The 19,130-nt window shown below is 42.3% G+C and carries 14 protein-coding genes; 12 read left to right on the forward strand and 2 right to left on the reverse strand.

The features are described from left to right. Window position 1 precedes the first annotated feature (1 nt). The 12 genes from murG to OCU78_RS02400 all read left to right on the forward strand — a co-directional run bounded on the left by murG (window position 2) and on the right by OCU78_RS02400 (window position 17,458). Window positions 2-1,063 carry an undecaprenyldiphospho-muramoylpentapeptide beta-N-acetylglucosaminyltransferase gene (murG, locus tag OCU78_RS02345; protein WP_137374497.1) on the forward strand — a complete coding sequence of 354 codons (1,062 nt, stop codon included), beginning with the start codon at window positions 2-4 and terminating at the stop codon, window positions 1,061-1,063. 13 nt (window positions 1,064-1,076) lie between these two features. After that, window positions 1,077-2,537 (forward strand): UDP-N-acetylmuramate--L-alanine ligase, encoded by a 1,461-nt coding sequence (gene murC / locus OCU78_RS02350; RefSeq protein ID WP_137374498.1) that lies wholly within the window; start codon window positions 1,077-1,079, stop codon window positions 2,535-2,537. Between the two features lie 190 nt (window positions 2,538-2,727). Further along, window positions 2,728-3,507 (forward strand): cell division protein FtsQ/DivIB, encoded by a 780-nt coding sequence (locus tag OCU78_RS02355; RefSeq protein ID WP_137374499.1) that lies wholly within the window; start codon window positions 2,728-2,730, stop codon window positions 3,505-3,507. Continuing rightward, a complete protein-coding gene (gene ftsA / locus OCU78_RS02360; RefSeq protein ID WP_137374500.1) occupies window positions 3,500-4,765 on the forward strand; it encodes a cell division protein FtsA in 1,266 nt (421 codons plus the stop codon). The genes OCU78_RS02355 and ftsA overlap by 8 nt, the downstream gene beginning before the upstream one ends. Before the next feature lie 31 nt (window positions 4,766-4,796). Then, window positions 4,797-6,026 carry a cell division protein FtsZ gene (gene ftsZ, locus OCU78_RS02365; protein ID WP_137374501.1) on the forward strand — a complete coding sequence of 410 codons (1,230 nt, stop codon included), beginning with the start codon at window positions 4,797-4,799 and terminating at the stop codon, window positions 6,024-6,026. A gap of 97 nt (window positions 6,027-6,123) precedes the next feature. Further along, window positions 6,124-7,041, forward strand: coding sequence for a UDP-3-O-acyl-N-acetylglucosamine deacetylase (lpxC, locus tag OCU78_RS02370; RefSeq protein ID WP_137374502.1), 918 nt, complete (start codon window positions 6,124-6,126; stop codon window positions 7,039-7,041). Window positions 7,042-7,452: 411 nt separating this feature from the next. Then, window positions 7,453-10,188 carry a preprotein translocase subunit SecA gene (gene secA, locus OCU78_RS02375; protein ID WP_137374503.1) on the forward strand — a complete coding sequence of 912 codons (2,736 nt, stop codon included), beginning with the start codon at window positions 7,453-7,455 and terminating at the stop codon, window positions 10,186-10,188. A 95-nt stretch (window positions 10,189-10,283) separates the two neighbouring features. Next, on the forward strand, window positions 10,284-10,682 hold the full coding sequence (gene mutT, locus OCU78_RS02380) for an 8-oxo-dGTP diphosphatase MutT (protein WP_137374504.1): 399 nt from the start codon (window positions 10,284-10,286) through the stop codon (window positions 10,680-10,682). Window positions 10,683-10,769: 87 nt separating this feature from the next. After that, on the forward strand, window positions 10,770-11,594 hold the full coding sequence (gene dapB / locus OCU78_RS02385) for a 4-hydroxy-tetrahydrodipicolinate reductase (RefSeq protein WP_180033735.1): 825 nt from the start codon (window positions 10,770-10,772) through the stop codon (window positions 11,592-11,594). A 502-nt stretch (window positions 11,595-12,096) separates the two neighbouring features. Continuing rightward, the gene (carA, locus tag OCU78_RS02390) at window positions 12,097-13,236 is read left to right on the forward strand and encodes a glutamine-hydrolyzing carbamoyl-phosphate synthase small subunit (RefSeq protein WP_137374506.1); all 1,140 of its coding nucleotides are present in this window, start codon (window positions 12,097-12,099) and stop codon (window positions 13,234-13,236) included. Window positions 13,237-13,252: 16 nt separating this feature from the next. Beyond that, window positions 13,253-16,483 carry a carbamoyl-phosphate synthase large subunit gene (gene carB / locus OCU78_RS02395; protein ID WP_137374507.1) on the forward strand — a complete coding sequence of 1,077 codons (3,231 nt, stop codon included), beginning with the start codon at window positions 13,253-13,255 and terminating at the stop codon, window positions 16,481-16,483. Window positions 16,484-16,678: 195 nt separating this feature from the next. Further along, complete coding sequence (locus OCU78_RS02400; protein ID WP_137374508.1) at window positions 16,679-17,458, forward strand: TSUP family transporter; 780 nt, start codon at window positions 16,679-16,681, stop codon at window positions 17,456-17,458. On the opposite strand, the gene OCU78_RS02405 is transcribed toward OCU78_RS02400, so the two are convergent. Together OCU78_RS02405 and OCU78_RS02410 are read right to left on the reverse strand one after the other, a co-directional pair. Continuing rightward, complete coding sequence (locus OCU78_RS02405) at window positions 17,409-18,254, reverse strand: LysR family transcriptional regulator (RefSeq protein WP_137374509.1); 846 nt, start codon at window positions 18,252-18,254, stop codon at window positions 17,409-17,411. The two genes, OCU78_RS02400 and OCU78_RS02405, sit on opposite strands and share 50 nt — an antisense overlap. 207 nt (window positions 18,255-18,461) lie before the next feature. After that, a complete protein-coding gene (locus tag OCU78_RS02410; RefSeq protein WP_137374510.1) occupies window positions 18,462-19,079 on the reverse strand; it encodes a TRIC cation channel family protein in 618 nt (205 codons plus the stop codon). Window positions 19,080-19,130: the final 51 nt, after the last annotated feature.

A 19,130-nucleotide genomic window follows, 5' to 3' on the forward strand; every position in this document is an offset into this window, starting at 1 on the left:
CATGAAGAAAAATAAAAAACTCTTAGTAATGGCTGGTGGTACTGGTGGTCATGTGTTCCCAGGCTTAGCCGTAGCTAAAAAATTGCAGGCACAAGGTTGGGAAACTCGTTGGTTAGGAACTGCTGACAGGATGGAAGCCGACCTTGTACCTAAACACGGTATTGACATTGACTTCATCAAAGTCAAAGGACTACGCGGTCAAGGTGTATCCAAACTGATTAAAGCACCATTTCAAATAATAAATGCCATTATCCAAGCGAAAAAGCATATTCAAGCTTGGCAGCCAGATGTTGTATTAGGCATGGGAGGGTACGTAAGTGGTCCCGGTGGTATTGCGGCTTGGTTATCAGGTATTCCAGTTGTATTACATGAACAAAATGCTGTTGCGGGTTTAACGAATCAATGGCTGTCTAAAATAGCCAAAAAAGTATTTCAGGCATTTCCAGGGGCATTCCCTAAAGCAGAAGTCGTTGGTAATCCAGTTCGTGAAGATGTGGTGGCATTGGAAGATCCAAGCGAGCGTATGAAAGATCGCCAAGGTGATGTTCGTATATTAGTGATGGGCGGAAGCCAAGGGGCTAAAGTTCTTAACGATACTTTACCAAAAGTCATGTCACAGCTGGGCTCTGGTTTTACCGTTATGCACCAAGCTGGAAAGAATAATCAAGAAAATGTGTTAGATGCGTATCGCTCACACTCTGTTGATACTGTCCAAGTTACGGAGTTTATTGATGATGTTGCTCAAGCTTATGCGTGGGCTGATCTGTTAGTTTGCCGTTCAGGTGCGTTAACCGTATCTGAAGTCTCGGCTGCTGGTGTAGGTGCTATTTTTATCCCATTTATGCATAAAGATCGCCAACAAGCACTGAATGCTGACCACCTTGTAGAGTGTGGATCTGCATTTATGATTGAGCAACCTGACTTAACTGTCGATAATTTAACAAATGCAATTGCAACACTAGACCGAAATGAATTAAAAATGATGGCGACTAAAGCTCGTAATGCTGCAAAGCTCGATGCTGACGTGACTGTCGCTGAAGCTATTAAAGCTTTAGCAAAATAACGAGAAAGAATTGATGACAATTGAACACACTCAAGATTTAGCACAGATACGTGCAATGGTTCCTGAAATGCGTCGCGTAAAATCAATCCATTTTATTGGTATTGGTGGAGCGGGTATGAGCGGAATAGCTGAAGTTTTATTAAATGAAGGCTACCAAATTACCGGCTCAGATATTGCTGAAAACCCAGTAACTGAGCGTCTAGTGAATAAAGGCGCCACTGTATATATTGGTCATCAAGAGAGTAATGTCGCTAACGCGAGTGTTGTCGTGATTTCTACTGCGATTAATGAAGAAAACCCTGAAATTAAAGCAGCACGTAAAGCTAGAACTCCAATAGTTCGAAGAGCTGAAATGCTAGCAGAATTAATGAGGTTTAGACATGGTATTGCGGTTGCCGGTACACATGGTAAAACGACTACAACAGCGCTAGTAACCCAGATTTATTCAGAGGCAGGGTTAGATCCGACATTCGTTAATGGTGGCTTGGTTAAGAGTGCAGGAACCAATGCTCGTTTGGGGTCTAGCCGCATCTTAATTGCTGAAGCCGATGAAAGTGATGCTTCATTCTTACACCTGCAGCCGATGGTCAGTATTGTTACTAATATTGAAGCTGATCATATGGATACTTATGGCGGTGACTTTGAAACATTAAAGCAGACTTTCATCGATTTTCTCCATAACTTGCCATTTTATGGGCAAGCGATAGTGTGTATTGATGATCCTGTTGTTCGTGAGCTGATTCCTAAAATTAGCCGACAAGTGATTACTTATGGCTTTTCAGAAGATGCAGATGTACGTCTTGAAAACTACAGCCAAACAGGACAACAAGGTAAGTTTACTGTTGTACGCAAAGGAAAAGCGAACCTGGATATAACATTAAATATTCCAGGCCGACATAACGCACTCAATGCTTCAGCAGCGATAGCGGTAGCAACGGAAGATGATGTCAGTGATGAAGCTATTCTGAAAGCTATGGCTGGTACTGAAGGAACCGGTCGACGTTTCGATCACTTAGGTGAATTTGAAACTGGAAATGGAGTAGCAATGTTAGTCGATGATTACGGTCATCACCCGACAGAAGTGGACGTTACGATTCAGGCAGCAAGAAGTGGTTGGCAAGATAAGCGTTTAGTGATGATTTTCCAGCCTCACCGTTACAGTCGTACTCGTGACTTATTTGATGATTTTGCCAACGTACTTGAACAAGTCGATGTATTGATTCTCTTAGATGTCTATTCTGCTGGTGAATCTCCAATTGCTGGAGCTGATGGGCGTTCGTTAAGTCGCACAATTAGAGGGCGTGGGAAGTTAGATCCAATATTCGTACCTGACATACACACACTTCCTTCAGTGCTTGCGAATGTAATTCAAGATGGTGATCTTGTTTTAACACAAGGTGCTGGAGATGTGGGTAAAGTCGCTAAACAGCTAGAAAATCTTGAGCTTAATATCAATAGAATGCTAGAAGCATAAAGTAGACGCTACAGAGCGTGGTCAATCGCTCACTTCTTGCGATTGACCCAAATTTGTCAAAAAATATCAATATCAATATTTGATAGTTTGAGCTAGCTCAGTATAATTCATAGGTTAAAGTAAGTGCTTTTGCCTCTATTAAGAAAAGATAGGGAAGAGAATTGCGAACCATCGACAGGGACAGCGGGTTTTGGTAGAAAGTACTTTCAACGAAAACCGCCACCTATTCAGTTTACCATCGCTTAGAAAGCATGCCTTTGGTGGGGCGTTTTTTCTGATGGTTTTGCTATTCATTGGGTTCCTTTTCTATACCACGCTAAGTTGGATGTGGGATGATCAGCGATTGCCCCTTTCCAAAATAGTGCTTCAAGGCGACTTAACGTATGTAAGTGCAAGTGATGTTCAGCAGGCATTTGGTCAGCTTGATCATATCGGCACCTTTATGTCCCAGGATATAAATGCATTACAAGACAGCTTACAAAGTCTTCCTTGGGTATCGGTCGTTTCTATTCGTAAACAGTGGCCTGATACAGTTAAAGTTTTTTTAACTGAGCACCAAGCAACAGCTATTTGGAATGGCAACATGCTGTTGAACGAAAATGGCTTAGTGTTTTATGGCGATATTGGAGTATTGCAAGGGGATAGAGTTAAACTCTATGGACCTGAAGGTACAAGCCAACAAGTTATTGCAAAATGGCGACATGCAACACCCTTATTTCAAAGTTTGGGATTAACCGTTACATCTTTAGTCCTGAATGAAAGACGAGCTTGGCAAATTATTCTAGATAACGGTATCCGTTTAGAACTAGGAAAAGATTCTTTAGATGAACGTGTTGAGCGCTTCATTTCACTTTATACCAAGCTTGGTGATAAAGCTGATAAAGTGAGCTACATAGACCTCAGGTATGATACGGGAGCTGCCGTTGGCTGGTTCCCAGAGCAAGAGTTAGAAGAGAATACAGATGACTAAGACCGTAGATGACAACTTAATCGTTGGTCTTGATATAGGCACTGCAACCATATCAGCTCTAGTGGGTGAAATACTGCCTGATGGTAAAATTAATATCATTGGATCGGGAAGTAGCCCATCTAGAGGTATGGATAAAGGCGGTGTGAACGACTTAGAATCCGTAGTTAAGTCGGTACAGCGAGCAATCGATCAAGCTGAATTAATGGCAGAATGCCAAATCAGCAATGTATTTATCTCATTATCAGGTAAACACATCGCAAGCCGAATTGAAAAAGGCATGGGGACTATTTCAGACGAAGAAGTATCCCAAGACGATATGGATAGAGCAATCCATACAGCTAAGTCGATTAAAATAGGAGATGAGCAGAGAATCCTGCATGTCATCCCTCAAGAATTTACTATCGATTACCAGGAAGGTATTAAAAATCCACTTGGTTTATCGGGCGTTCGAATGGAAGTCAGCGTTCATCTGATCTCTTGCCACAATGATATGGCAAAAAATATTATTAAAGCAGTTGAGAGATGTGGTCTTACTGTTGAACATATTGTGTATTCAGGTCTTGCGTCGAGCAATGCTGTAATCACTGAAGATGAACGAGAACTTGGAGTATGTGTTGTTGATATAGGCGCTGGTACCATGGATGTTTCTATCTGGACAGGCGGCGCATTAAGACACACAGAGGTATTTGCCTATGCCGGAAATGCCGTAACCAGTGATATTGCTTTTGCTTTTGGCACACCAGTGAGTGATGCAGAAGAAATAAAAGTAAAACATGGTTGTGCTTTGAGTGAGCTAGTAAGTAAGGACGATTCGGTTAACGTACCTAGTGTTGGTGGTAGACCATCTCGGAGTTTGCAGAGACAAACTTTGTCAGAAGTCATAGAACCACGTTACACTGAATTAATGGGTTTAGTTAATCAAACTATCGATACTGTACAAGTTAAGCTACGAGAAGATGGTATTAAACATCACCTTGCAGCAGGTGTAGTTCTCACTGGTGGAGCTGCGCAAATTGATGGGTTGGTAGAATGTGCGGAGCGAGTTTTCCGCAACCAAGTTAGAGTTGGTAAGCCATTAGACGTTAGTGGCTTAACTGATTACGTTAAAGAGCCGTATCATTCTACGGCAGTTGGTTTACTTCATTATGCAAAAGATTGCCAAATAAATGATGATGGTGAATATAGCGAACCAAAACGCTCACCGTCGATGTCAGGTTTATTTGGTAAATTGCGTAATTGGATACAAAAAGAGTTTTAACCTGAGTTGCAGGAAAAAACGGAGATAACAAATGTTTGAACCGATGATGGAAATGTCTGACGATGCGGTAATTAAAGTCGTTGGAGTTGGTGGTGGCGGCGGTAATGCTGTTGAGCACATGGTACGTGAGTCTATTGAAGGCGTTGAGTTTATTAGTGTAAATACTGATGCTCAAGCACTTCGAAAAACAAGCGTGAGCAGCGTAATTCAAATTGGTGGTGATATCACTAAAGGTTTGGGTGCTGGTGCAAACCCACAAGTTGGCCGTGATGCAGCTCTCGAAGACAAAGAAAGACTTAAAGAATTCCTAACTGGTGCCGATATGGTATTTATCGCAGCAGGAATGGGCGGTGGTACTGGAACTGGTGCAGCTCCTGTAATTGCAGAAGTTGCTAAAGATCTAGGCATCTTGACAGTAGCCGTTGTGACTAAGCCATTTAGCTTTGAAGGTAAAAAGCGTTTAGCTTTTGCTGAGCAAGGTATTGAAGAGCTATCTAAGCATGTGGATTCGTTAATTACGATTCCCAATGAGAAATTGCTTAAGGTACTTGGTCGTGGTGTAACTCTACTAGAAGCTTTTGCTAGTGCAAATGATGTACTAAAGAATGCTGTTCAAGGTATCGCTGAGCTGATAACTCGTCCTGGTATGATCAACGTCGATTTTGCGGATGTACGCACCGTAATGTCTGAAATGGGTCATGCAATGATGGGTAGCGGCATCTCTAAAGGTGAAGACCGAGCAGAGGAAGCCGCTGAAACGGCAATTTCTAGCCCATTACTAGAAGATATTGATCTAGCTGGTGCTCGAGGTGTTCTAGTGAACATCACAGCTGGCTTAGATATGCGTTTAGATGAGTTTGAAACTGTGGGTAACACAGTCAAAGCTTTCGCATCTGATAACGCTACGGTCGTAATTGGTACTTCTCTTGATCCTGATATGACGGATGAAATTCGAGTAACTGTTGTTGCAACAGGTATTGGAACAGAGAAAAAACCAGATATTACGCTTGTTGCTGGTGGTAAAGCAAAAGTGGCAGCAACCTCTCAACCGCAAGTGACAGCGCAGTGTGCACCTAAAGTGGAAGAGAAAGTGGCACAGCCATTGCAAGAAAAAACTGAGGTTAAACCTCAAGTTAAACCGCAGCCAACAGCGTCATCGGCATCTTCAGCGGTAGGGGCAAGTCAAAACACAGCACCTAAAGCTGAAAAAGAAAGTGGATATCTTGATATTCCTGCATTTTTGAGACGTCAGGCTGACTAACTAGTAACCGTTAATTTGACAGTGTTCAAAATGATGGTAAAATTCGCGGTCGGTAGATTACTGACCGTGTTTTGTAGCACTGATAAGAGGCAAGCAGATGATCAGACAACGTACTCTGAAAGAAATCGTGAAAACAACTGGTGTGGGTCTCCACTCTGGTCGTAAAGTCACGCTTACTCTTCGCCCTGCAGCTGCAAATACAGGTGTTGTTTATCGTCGTACCGATGTAAATCCACCAGTAGACTTCCCAGCAGATCCAGCTTCAGTCCGTGACACTATGTTGTGTACTGCTTTGGTAAATGATGATGGCGTACGTATTTCAACAGTAGAGCACTTAAATGCAGCTCTAGCTGGAATGGGTATTGATAACATTATTGTTGAAGTTGATGCTCCTGAAATTCCGATTATGGATGGTAGCGCGAGCCCATTTGTCTATTTACTACAGCAAGCTGGCGTTGAAACATTAAACGCTGCCAAGCGGTATATCCGAATTAAGAAACCTGTACGTTTTGAAGATGGCGATAAATGGGCTGAATTTGTACCATTTAATGGCTTCCGTATGGATTTCGAAATTGATTTTAACCACCCTGCGATTGAATCTGACGAACAGCGTTTATTGTTTGATTTTTCATCTCAAGGTTTTGTTAAAGAAATTTCACGAGCTCGTACCTTCGGTTTTATGCGTGATATTGAATACCTACAATCACAAAACCTTGTGTTGGGTGGTAGCTTTGATAATGCAATTGTTCTGGATGAATATCGAATCCTGAACGAAGAAGGTCTCCGCTTCGAAAATGAATTTGTGACACATAAAGTTCTAGATGCTATTGGTGATTTATATATGTGTGGACACGCTATTATCGGTGAGTTCAGAGCATATAAATCAGGTCATGGCTTGAACAACCAACTTCTTAGAGCTGTATTGGCTGATCAAGAAGCATGGGAGTGGGCAACATTTGAAGAAGAAGCTGGCTCACCTGTCGCTTTTGCAGATCCTAATATGGTTTTAGCGTAAGCTAAAGAATTTTAAAAAAGCCAAGCTATTAGCTTGGCTTTTTTGTATCTGAATTTCAACATCCCTCCTTTCTAGCCCAACGAATCTGTATTTTTTGATGGATACCTGTTTAATCCCTCACCAATCTGTAATAAAACTTCAAACCACATCAAACAAATGAATTCTAAAATGGTTGTCAGTAACAAAATTACTTACACTAGAAGGCAATATTTTCAACTCAAGCCTTGAAAACTCTACTCTCAAGTCCAATATCAAAGATACAAGATTTATCTCAGTATCCTGGTTTGCAATGAAAGACTAAGTTAATAGTTATAGATCCTACTCTATGCTAATAACTGGTTAACCACTGGTAGAGACAAACGGCATTTAACCAGATCGTACTCGGTCTGAGAACGAAGAGATTCCTAGCACATGATTACTAAGCTGCTGACAAAGGTAATTGGCAGTCGCAATGATAGAACACTGCGCCGCCTTAAAAAAATCGTAAAAGAAATTAATAACTACGAGCCAACATTTGAAGCTCTATCTGATGAAGAGTTGAAGAATAAAACCGTTGAATTTAGAGCTCGTATTGAAAAAGGTGAAAGCCTAGAACAGCTACTCCCAGAAGCATTCGCAACAGTACGTGAAGCATCTAAACGTGTATATGGCATGCGTCATTTCGACATGCAGCTTGTTGGCGGCATGGTACTTAACGCTGGTCAAATTGCAGAGATGCGTACTGGTGAAGGTAAAACGTTAACAGCAACTCTTCCTGCTTATTTGAATGCATTACCAAGTAAAGGTGTTCACGTCGTTACAGTGAATGACTACCTAGCTAAGCGTGATGCGGAAACAAACCGCCCATTATTTGAATTTTTAGGTATGACAGTTGGTGTCAATGTGCCAAACATGCCGCCACCGGAAAAAAAAGAAGCGTACTTAGCTGATATTCTATACGGAACAAATAATGAATTTGGTTTCGATTACCTACGTGACAATATGGCTTTCCGAGCGGAAGATCGAGTTCAGCGTGAGCGCTTCTTCGCTGTAGTCGATGAAGTGGATTCTATCTTAATTGATGAAGCTCGTACTCCTCTGATCATTTCAGGACCTGCTGAAGATAGCTCTGAGCATTACACTCGTATCAATACTTTGATCCCTCACCTTGAACGTCAAGATAAAGAAGATTCTGAAGAGTACCGTGGCGATGGTCACTACACTATGGATGAAAAATCTAAGCAAGTTCATCTGACTGAAACTGGTCAAGAGTTTGTTGAAGAATTGATGGTGAAAAATGGCTTAATGGAAGAAGGTGATACATTGTATTCACCAGCTAATATTAGCTTACTACATCACGTCAATGCTGCTTTACGTGCTCATGTACTTTTTGAAAAAGACGTCGATTACATCGTTACTGAAGAGGGCGAAGTAGTTATCGTTGATGAGCATACTGGTCGTACAATGCCAGGACGTCGTTGGTCTGAAGGTCTACATCAAGCTGTAGAAGCTAAAGAAGGTGTGAAGATCCAGAATGAGAACCAAACGCTAGCATCGATCACCTTCCAGAACTTCTTCCGCTTGTACGAAAAACTGTCAGGTATGACAGGTACAGCAGATACAGAAGCATTTGAATTTCAGTCTATCTACGGTTTAGAAACGGTAGTTATTCCAACGAACCGTCCAATGGTACGTGATGACATGCCCGATGTTGTATATCGTACCGAAGAAGATAAATTTAATGCGATCATTGAAGATATCAAAGAGCGTGTTGAAAAAGGACAACCGAGCTTAGTTGGTACTGTTTCGATTGAAAAATCAGAACTACTTTCTAATGCGCTTAAGAAAGCTAAAATTAAGCATAATGTACTGAATGCAAAATTCCATGAAATGGAAGCAGAAATCGTTGCACAAGCTGGTACGCCAGGTGCAGTAACGATCGCAACTAACATGGCAGGTCGTGGTACTGATATCGTGTTAGGTGGTAGTTGGCAGTCTGAAGTGGATAAGTTAGAAAATCCAACGAAAGAACAGATTGATCAGATTAAAGCTGACTGGAAAGTTGTACACGATAAAGTATTAGAGTCAGGTGGTTTACATATCATTGGTACTGAGCGTCATGAATCTCGCCGTATTGATAACCAGCTACGTGGTCGTTCTGGTCGTCAAGGTGACGCAGGTTCTTCACGTTTTTACTTATCTATGGAAGATTCATTACTCCGTATTTTCACTTCAGATCGTATGGCTGGTCTTATCCAAAGCGGTATGGATGAAGGTGAAGCGATTGAAAGCCGTATGCTTTCGCGTTCTATTGAAAAAGCGCAGCGTAAGGTTGAAGGTCGTAACTTTGATATCCGTAAGCAGCTGCTAGAATATGATGATGTAGCAAATGACCAACGTAAAGTGGTTTACGAGCTGCGTGATGAACTAATGAGTGCTGATGACATCAGCGATATGATCGAGCAGAACCGTTTTGATGTGTTTACAGCAATTCTTGATGAATACATCCCGCCACAATCTTTAGAAGATATGTGGGATATTCAAGGTCTACAAGAGCGCTTGAAGAATGATTTTGATTTAGATTTCTCTATTCAAACTTGGTTAGATGAAGACGATAAGCTTTATGAAGAAGCTTTGCGTGAAAAGATTCTAGCGACTGCTGTTGAAGTATATAAAGAGAAAGAACAGATTGTTGGTGCACAAGTTCTACGTAACTTCGAAAAATCAGTGATGCTACAAACGTTAGATGGGCTTTGGAAAGAACACTTGGCTGCGATGGATCACTTGCGTCAAGGTATCCACTTACGTGGTTATGCTCAAAAGAACCCGAAACAAGAGTATAAGCGTGAGTCTTTTGAGCTATTTGAAGGCTTATTAGATGCTCTGAAAACAGATGTGGTTACTATTCTTTCAAAAGTTCGAGTTCAGCAACAAGAAGAAGTTGAGAAGATGGAAGCCCAGCGTCAAGCGCAGGCTGAAGAAGCGGCTCGCCGTGCTCAAGCTCAACATGCTTCAGCTCAAAATCAGCTATCAGATGGCACGAGCGAAGAAGCTGCTGATGGTTCACACCAGCCAGTTGTTCGTGATGAGCGTAAAGTTGGTCGTAATGAACCATGTCCATGTGGAAGTGGTAAAAAATTCAAGCAATGCCACGGTCAAATTAACTAATTAGAACCGTATTTATTTGTATGAAATAGAAAGAGTCGCTTAGGCGGCTCTTTTTTTAACCAAAATTAAGTTAAGCTGTTTAAGTAGAGGCATAAATGAAACGAATTCATATAGTTGCAGGGATTATATTCAATTCTGATAAATCGGAAGTGTTTATAACGAAGCGCCCAGATAACCTTCATAAAGGAGGGTTCTGGGAGTTTCCCGGAGGAAAAGTTGAAGCCGGCGAGAGTATTGAACAAGCAATGGGGCGTGAGCTAGATGAAGAGATCGGTATATCTGTCACAGCTCAATCATTATTCGAACATTTAGAATTTGATTACCCTGAAAAATCATTGAAGTTTGATTTTATCCTGGTGACAGAGTTCGAAAATGAGCCGTATGGGAAAGAAGGTCAACAAGGAAAGTGGGTTAAGATTTTGGATTTAGCTTCTTATTCTTTCCCTGAAGCAAATGTTCCTATTTTAGAAAGAGTTGTAAAAGAGTTCTCTTAATGACTAGCCTCTGGTTACGAATGTTGTTAATTTAATTGAATCGTAAATACAAAAATGTTTGTTACTTTTAACAGTCATTAAAAAAATATGGAGATAGATGCAGTGGTAAGAATTGCAATTGCAGGAGCAGCTGGTCGCATGGGGCGCAATTTAGTTAAGGCTACCCATCAAAACCCTAATGCAAGCGTAGGCTCTGGTTCTGAGCGCCCAGAGTCGTCATTGGTTGGTGTCGATGTTGGCGAACTCTGTGGAGAAGGGCACTTCAATGTAGCTCTTGTTGACGATCTATCTAAAGCAATAACAGATTTTGATGTAATTGTTGATTTTACTGCACCAGTTAGTACTTTGGCTAATATTGAACTGTGCAAACAGCATGGTAAGAAGTTAATTATTGGTACGACAGGTTTTTCTGAAGAAGAAAAGCAAATAATTGATTCTGCGGCTAAAGAGATCTCAATTGTTATGGCTCCAAACTACAGCGTTGGAGTAAATCTAGTATTTAAGTTACTAGAAAAAGCAGCGAAAGTGATGGGCGACTATAGCGATGTGGAAATTGTAGAAGCGCATCACCGTCATAAAGTTGATGCGCCGTCTGGTACTGCTATTGGTATGGGGGAAGCGATAGCTGGAGCTATGGGTAATAACTTGAACGATGTAGCTGTTTGGTCTCGTGAAGGTATTACTGGTGAGCGAACTAAAGATGAAATCGGTTTTGCGACGATCCGTGCGGGCGATATTATCGGTGAGCATACTGCAATGTTTGCTGATATTGGTGAGCGAGTGGAGATCACTCATAAAGCAACAGACCGAATGACTTTTGCTAATGGGGCAATCAAGGCGGCAGTTTGGTTAAACGACAAACCCGCAGGTTTTTATACCATGACAGATGTCCTTGGTTTAAATAACCTATAAATAGATATTTATGCGCTGGCAATTGCCGGCGCTTTCTTTATTCGTTGTATTTACCTTAATAGTTTCCCTTTCTTAATCTTCAATTTATTCTCTTTTTCCTGCTTGTTTAGCTTATTTTTACTGTTACTTTTATTTATTTGGTTGCTGTTTTTGATTGAAGCCCTTAAATATCTGCATTTATCTTTGTATTTATCGATTGCTTTTTTTTGATGTTATTTTTACCGCTCGATAATGAGAAGAAATTAGGGGTTAAAATTATAAAATCGTAATCTTCGTATTAAAAGAGCCATAAAGTTAGACTTTTGAAGGTTTGAGTGGGTAAATTGAATTAGTTATTACAAATGTTTAATTTCTTTCTCGTTAAATGTTGACACATATCACGCAGATCACTAAAATACCGCCAATTTGTCTAATTTCCATAAACACGCACTTATGGGTGTTGCAGGAAGGTAGATTTGCAAATTAAATCAATTTTAATGCATTTTTATTTCTGGAGGTTGTCTTGAAGAAGTCAGCACTGCTTGTCCTAGAAGATGGGACAGTATTTCACGGTGAAGCCATCGGCGCGGTCGGTTCTGCAGTTGGTGAAGTCGTTTTTAATACCTCGATGACGGGGTACCAAGAAATCCTCACTGATCCTTCCTATTCTCAACAAATCGTTACCCTTACTTATCCTCACATTGGCAATACCGGAACCAATTCCGAAGATGAAGAATCCTCTTCAATCCATGCTCAAGGCCTTGTGATTCGCGATCTCCCTCTAATCGCTTCTAACTTCCGTAATGAACAATCTCTTTCTGATTATCTAAAGTCGCAAAACGTTATTGGTATTGCTGACATAGACACTCGTAAGTTGACGCGTATTTTACGAGAGAAAGGCGCGCAAAACGGTTGTATCGTAGCGGGTAACAATTTAGATGAAGCTTTGGCTCTAGCTAAAGCAAAAGAATTCCCTGGCCTGAAAGGTATGGACCTTGCGAAAGAAGTTACAACAAAAGAAGCGTATCAATGGAAACAAGGTTCGTGGACGCTTACGGGTGGACTTCCTGAAGCGAAAGCAGACTCTGAATTGCCATACCACGTTGTTGCTTATGACTTCGGTGCAAAACGAAATATCTTACGAATGCTTGTTGACCGCGGCTGCCGCCTAACGGTTGTTCCTGCTGAAACTTCAGCAGAAGAAGTACTCGCTCTAAACCCTGACGGCGTTTTCCTTTCAAATGGTCCTGGTGACCCAGAACCATGTACTTACGCGATTGAAGCAACAAAAGTGTTCCTAGAAAAAGGTTTACCAATCTTTGGTATCTGTCTAGGTCACCAGATTCTTGCTCTTGCGTCAGGCGCTAAAACAGTGAAGATGAAGTTTGGCCACCACGGTGCAAACCACCCGGTTAAAGACTTAGATCGTGATGTAGTGATGATTACTTCACAAAACCACGGCTTCGCTGCTGACGAAGATACGCTTCCAGAGACATTACGAGCGACTCATAAGTCTCTATTTGATGGTTCTCTACAAGGTATCCACCGTACAGATAAACCAGCATTTAGCTTCCAAGGTCACCCAGAAGCAAGCCCAGGTCCAGAAGATGCGGCGCCGCTATTCGACCACTTCATTGAATTAATTAAACAGCACACAGCGTAATCCGGAGTAGTAGATAATGCCAAAACGTACTGACATTAAAAGTGTTCTAATTCTAGGTGCTGGTCCGATTGTTATCGGTCAAGCATGTGAGTTTGATTACTCTGGTGCTCAAGCTTGTAAAGCACTTCGCGAAGAAGGTTACCGAGTTATTCTTGTAAACTCGAACCCAGCGACAATCATGACTGACCCAGACATGGCTGATGCGACTTACATCGAACCTATTCAATGGGAAGTGGTTCGTAACATCATCGCTAAAGAGAAGCCAGATGCAGTTCTACCGACAATGGGTGGTCAAACTGCACTTAACTGTGCGTTAGATTTAGAAAAATACGGTGTACTTGAAGAGTTCGGCGTAGAGATGATTGGCGCAACTGCTGACGCTATCGATAAAGCTGAAGACCGCTCTCGTTTTGATAAAGCAATGAAAGCTATTGGTCTTGAGTGTCCAACGGCTGATACAGCGAAAACGATGGAAGAAGCTTACAAAGTTCAAGAAATGGTTGGTTTCCCTTGTATCATTCGTCCATCGTTTACGATGGGTGGTACAGGCGGTGGTATCGCTTATAACAAAGAAGAATTTGAAGAAATTTGTCGTCGTGGTCTGGATCTTTCTCCAACCAACGAACTTCTAATCGATGAGTCACTTATCGGTTGGAAAGAGTATGAGATGGAAGTGGTTCGCGACAAGAACGACAACTGCATCATCGTATGTGCGATTGAAAACTTTGACCCAATGGGTATTCACACTGGTGACTCGATCACCGTGGCTCCTGCTCAAACGCTAACAGACAAAGAATACCAACTAATGCGTAACGCTTCTCTAGCGGTACTGCGTGAGATTGGTGTTGAAACGGGTGGCTCAAACGTACAGTTTGGTATTAACCCGAAAGATGGCCGTATGGTTATCATCGAGATGAACCCACGTGTATCTCGTTCTTCTGCACTTGCTTCTAAAGCAACAGGTTTCCCAATCGCTAAGATTGCAGCGAAACTGGCTGTTGGCTTTACGCTAGATGAGCTAATGAATGACATCACTGGTGGCGCAACGCCAGCATCATTCGAACCAACAATCGATTACGTAGTAACTAAGATTCCTCGTTTTAACTTCGAGAAGTTTGCAGGTGCTAACGACCGTCTAACGACTCAAATGAAGTCGGTTGGTGAAGTTATGGCTATCGGCCGTAACCAACAAGAATCTCTACAGAAAGCACTTCGCGGTCTAGAAGTTGGCGCAACTGGTTTTGACGAAATGGTTGACCTAGATGCACCTGATGCTCTAACGACGATTCGCCATGAGCTTAAAGAAGCTGGTTCTGACCGTATTTGGTATATCGCAGATGCTTTCCGTGCTGGTATGTCAGTCGATGGTGTATTCAACCTAACGCAAATTGACCGTTGGTTCCTAGTTCAAATTGAAGACATCGTAAAACTAGAGCAAGAACTTAAAGCGAAAGGCTTTGCTGGTCTGAATAAAGACGAGCTAATGAAGCTTAAGCGTAAAGGTTTTGCTGATGCTCGCCTGTCTAAGATTCTAGGTGTGGCTGAAAGTGAAATTCGTCGTCTACGTGACCAATACGATATTCACCCAGTCTACAAGCGTGTAGATACGTGTGCGGCTGAGTTCTCTTCTGATACGGCTTACATGTACTCATCTTACGATGACGAATGTGAATCTAACCCAACAGATAAAGAAAAAATCATGATCTTAGGCGGCGGTCCAAACCGTATCGGCCAAGGTATTGAATTCGATTACTGTTGTGTACATGCATCTCTAGCATTACGTGAAGATGGCTACGAAACAATCATGGTTAACTGTAACCCTGAGACAGTTTCGACAGACTACGATACGTCTGACCGTCTGTACTTTGAACCAGTAACTCTGGAAGACGTACTAGCAATCGTTCGTGTTGAGAAGCCAAAAGGCGTTATCGTTCAGTACGGTGGTCAAACACCACTGAAACTGGCTCGTGAGCTTGAAGCTGCTGGCGTACCAATCATTGGTACTAGCCCAGACGCAATCGACCGTGCAGAAGACCGTGAGCGTTTCCAGGTTGCTGTTGACCGTCTTGGCCTTCTACAACCAGAAAACGCGACAGTAACAACAATGGAGCAAGCGGTAGAGAAATCTCGCGAAATCGGCTTCCCATTGGTTGTTCGTCCTTCTTATGTTCTTGGTGGTCGTGCGATGGAAATCGTATATGACGAGCAAGACTTACGTCGCTACTTCAACGAAGCGGTAAGCGTTTCAAATGAATCTCCAGTACTACTTGATAGTTTCCTTGACGATGCTGTTGAAGTAGATGTTGATGCAATTTGTGACGGTGAACGCGTTGTTATTGCGGGTATCATGGAGCATATCGAACAAGCGGGTGTTCACTCTGGTGACTCAGCATGTTCTCTGCCTGCTTACACGCTAAGCCAAGAAATCCAAGACGTAATGCGTGAGCAAGTTGAAAAGCTAGCGTTTGAGTTGGGTGTTCGTGGTCTAATGAATACGCAGTTTGCTGTTAAGAACAACGAAGTGTACCTAATCGAGGTTAACCCTCGTGCAGCACGTACAGTACCGTTTGTATCGAAAGCAACAGGCGCAGCTGTCGCTAAGATTGCAGCACGTGTTATGGCGGGTCAATCTCTAGAATCTCAAGGCTTTACGAAAGAAATTATCCCACCATACTACTCAGTGAAAGAAGTTGTTCTGCCGTTCAACAAATTCCCTGGTGTTGACCCACTATTAGGCCCAGAAATGCGCTCTACTGGTGAAGTTATGGGTGTTGGTGCAACGTTTGCTGAAGCATATTCTAAAGCTGAATTGGGTTGTGGCAATATTTACCCAGAAGGTGGTCGTGCACTTCTTTCTGTTCGTGAAGGCGATAAAGAACGTGTTGTTGACCTAGCTTCTAAGCTATCTAAGCTTGGTTACCAGCTAGACGCAACTCACGGTACTGCTGTTATCCTTGGCGAAGCGGGCATCAACCCTCGTCTAGTAAACAAAGTACACGAAGGTCGTCCTCATATTCTTGACCGTATCAAGAACAACGAGTACACGTACATCGTGAACACTGCAGCTGGCCGTCAAGCGATTGAAGATTCAAAAGTTCTTCGTCGTGGTGCACTTGCTGAGAAAGTTAACTACACGACTACGCTAAACGCTGCATTCGCGACTTGTATGGCGCACACTGCAGACGCGAAGACGTCAGTAACTTCGGTTCAAGAGCTACACGCTCAGGTTAAAGCTTCTCAAGCTTAATCGCCTAAAGTGTATCGCTGTTAAACGGATATAAATGTTCAAAGCCCACTCTTCGGAGTGGGCTTTTTTATGTCTGTTATCTTGCTTGAGTTAAATGATGAATATTTAGAATAGGTTAGAATCTTGTGTTTCGTTATTGATCGCCTGTCGTGAGTGGTAACTTGTCGCTATACGGGAATGTAAGGTGTTGGGTATATGGAAATCACTCTTGAAATATTGGCTATTTTGTTTGTTGTCGCAACGGCAGCTGGCTTTATTGATGCAATGGCTGGCGGCGGTGGGTTAATCACTCTACCGGCATTGCTAGCGGCAGGAGTACCACCAACGCAAGCACTGGCAACCAACAAACTCCAAAGCTCATTTGGCAGCTTCTCAGCAAGTTGGTATTTCGTACGTAATGGTATTGTCAGCATTAAGGAGATGCGTCTCGCTATCTTTTGTACCTTTATAGGCTCTGCAATTGGTGCTGAGTTAGTTCAGCACATTGATGCGAGTTTACTGACTAGCGTGATCCCACTTCTGCTTATTGCTATTTCCCTCTATTTCTTATTAGCTCCACAAACCAAAGCGTCTGAAGGAAAAGCAAAGATCTCCGAGGCGATCTTTGCTTTGTGTGTTGGTGGTGGTGTTGGTTTCTATGATGGTTTTTTTGGTCCAGGAACTGGTTCCATTTTCACTGTTTGCTTTGTCGCGATAGGTCATTTTTCATTAGTCGATGCTACGGCGCGAACTAAGGTGCTTAATTTCACCTCGAATATCGCCGCTTTAATCTTCTTTATCTTGGCTGGCTTACCAATTTGGGAGTTAGGGTTAGTGATGGCGGTTGGCGGTTTTATGGGGGCTCAACTCGGCGCTAAAGTGGTGGTGACAAAAGGGCAAAAATGGATTCGTCCCCTTGTGATCGTGATGTCGATGCTAATGGCGTCTAAACTGCTTTGGGAACAGCATCAACAATGGTTTCTATCAGTATTTTAACTCGTGGAGACTGGTAGCTATTCGGTCTTACACAGATATGAATTGGTCGAATCAGCCCCTTTAATTCGGGAAAGCTATACAAATATTGAGGCTCAATATTAAGTGTCTTGACGATCGATAGCGGGATTAAAGCCGGACCTGTCCCACCCAACGCAAGTTGAGCGGCTGCTGTGTAGGCATCCATCTCCATCAGGGGCTTAATACCAAACCTTTCTAATACAGACAGCTGATAAGAGTTCGCGGGGTTAGTCATATCGTTAGTGATGATTTTGGGTGGAAGCTTCACTAGCGGCGTCTTACTCACTATGTAGAACGGTTCATCAAACAGATGGAATGTCATCAATCCATGATGTGGTGGCAATAGACCAGCACACAACCCTAAAGTCGCTTTGCCCGATTGTACTCGTTCTATAATTCTAGGAGTGTGGTTGGTGGTGATAGTGATGTATTTATCTTGTTGGATAAATTGCCCCATCATCGCACCTAAATAACCAGCGATCAGCGATTTAGAACTATCTAAGGTGATGAGAGTGGTATCTTCCAATTCTTGCTGTTCATAAATAAGCCCACGAAGCTCATTGAATGTAGGACCAATACTCTCGATTAATGCAATCGCAGCTGGTGTTAGTTTTATCTGCCGGCCGTTCGGTTCTATGAGCTTTTTTCCTAGTTTCTTTTCTAGGTTAGCAATTCGTTTGCTAACTGCTGATTGGCTGATATAAAGCAAACTGCCAGTGCGGCTCATGGTTTTTGCTTTACTTAAAACCAATAGAGTTTCGATTCCTTCGAGTAGCATTAGGCTGTATTCATGAAAGTTGGGAATGATTGTTTCAACTTACCTTAAACACTATCCATTCTCTAGATTTGAAACTAAAGCTTTGAACTAAGTTAGGCATTTTTAATTAGACTAGAAAATAGTAACAAAGAAAGCAAAAGGCTTGTGGTGAAGGTCGCAGATAAAAAAGGCTCCTTTGCGGAGCACTTTTTTATTTTTACCGATAGCCTATTTGATGGCAAAAGTCGGTAATGATAAGTGCCATCGAATGGCACCAAGCCTAATCAACAATGTTGAGAATACACCGGCTAAAAATGCGGTTTCTGAATCGTGCCCCATACTAATTGCCATAGTATGGAAAACGCCACCAATGATACAAGCGGTCGCGTAGACTTCACTTCTTAGAATCATTGGGACTTCACGAGCAAGCACGTCACGGATAATACCGCCACCACAGCCAGTGATTACACCCATGATGATAGCCACTAATGCTGAATCTTGATAGGAGAGGGCTTTCTCAACACCAATACCAACAAAAACCGCAAGCCCTATGGCGTCACTGACTGGCAGAATCCACCATGCTAAACGTTTAGGGCGTCTAACAATTATCATGGTTATGAGGCATGTTGTTAGAATTACCCAAAGGTAAGTGGTGTCTGTTATCCAAAAAACAGGAGTAGCACCCAGTGCCATATCGCGAATAGTGCCACCGCCGATAGCAGTTACACTTCCTAATACAGCTACACCAAATGGGTCCATTTTTAGCCGACCAGCTAAAATTACGCCAGATATAGCGAAAATAGCAGTGCCAAATAAATCAATAAAGTAAAGCAGCATGGAGTCCATGATACTAGCGCTCTTATAAAAGTTGTGGGAACAGGTAGAGCGCGAATTGTA

The sequence above is a fragment of the Vibrio gallaecicus genome, assembly GCF_024347495.1.
GTDB classification, from domain to species: domain Bacteria; phylum Pseudomonadota; class Gammaproteobacteria; order Enterobacterales; family Vibrionaceae; genus Vibrio; species Vibrio gallaecicus.

Bases quoted from the DNA above. Each gene is read 5' to 3' on its own strand.
- OCU78_RS02400 (WP_137374508.1), top strand. From the start codon at position 16,679: ATGGAAATCACTCTTGAAATATTGGCTATTTTGTTTGTTGTCGCAACG.
- carB (WP_137374507.1), top strand. From the start codon at position 13,253: ATGCCAAAACGTACTGACATTAAAAGTGTTCTAATTCTAGGTGCTGGT.
- murC (WP_137374498.1), top strand. From the start codon at position 1,077: ATGACAATTGAACACACTCAAGATTTAGCACAGATACGTGCAATGGTT.
- secA (WP_137374503.1), top strand. From the start codon at position 7,453: ATGATTACTAAGCTGCTGACAAAGGTAATTGGCAGTCGCAATGATAGA.
- ftsA (WP_137374500.1), top strand. From the start codon at position 3,500: ATGACTAAGACCGTAGATGACAACTTAATCGTTGGTCTTGATATAGGC.
- murG (WP_137374497.1), top strand. From the start codon at position 2: ATGAAGAAAAATAAAAAACTCTTAGTAATGGCTGGTGGTACTGGTGGT.
- lpxC (WP_137374502.1), top strand. From the start codon at position 6,124: ATGATCAGACAACGTACTCTGAAAGAAATCGTGAAAACAACTGGTGTG.
- dapB (WP_180033735.1), top strand. From the start codon at position 10,770: ATGGAGATAGATGCAGTGGTAAGAATTGCAATTGCAGGAGCAGCTGGT.
- OCU78_RS02405 (WP_137374509.1), bottom strand. From the start codon at position 18,254: ATGCTACTCGAAGGAATCGAAACTCTATTGGTTTTAAGTAAAGCAAAA.
- mutT (WP_137374504.1), top strand. From the start codon at position 10,284: ATGAAACGAATTCATATAGTTGCAGGGATTATATTCAATTCTGATAAA.
- OCU78_RS02410 (WP_137374510.1), bottom strand. From the start codon at position 19,079: ATGGACTCCATGCTGCTTTACTTTATTGATTTATTTGGCACTGCTATT.
- ftsZ (WP_137374501.1), top strand. From the start codon at position 4,797: ATGTTTGAACCGATGATGGAAATGTCTGACGATGCGGTAATTAAAGTC.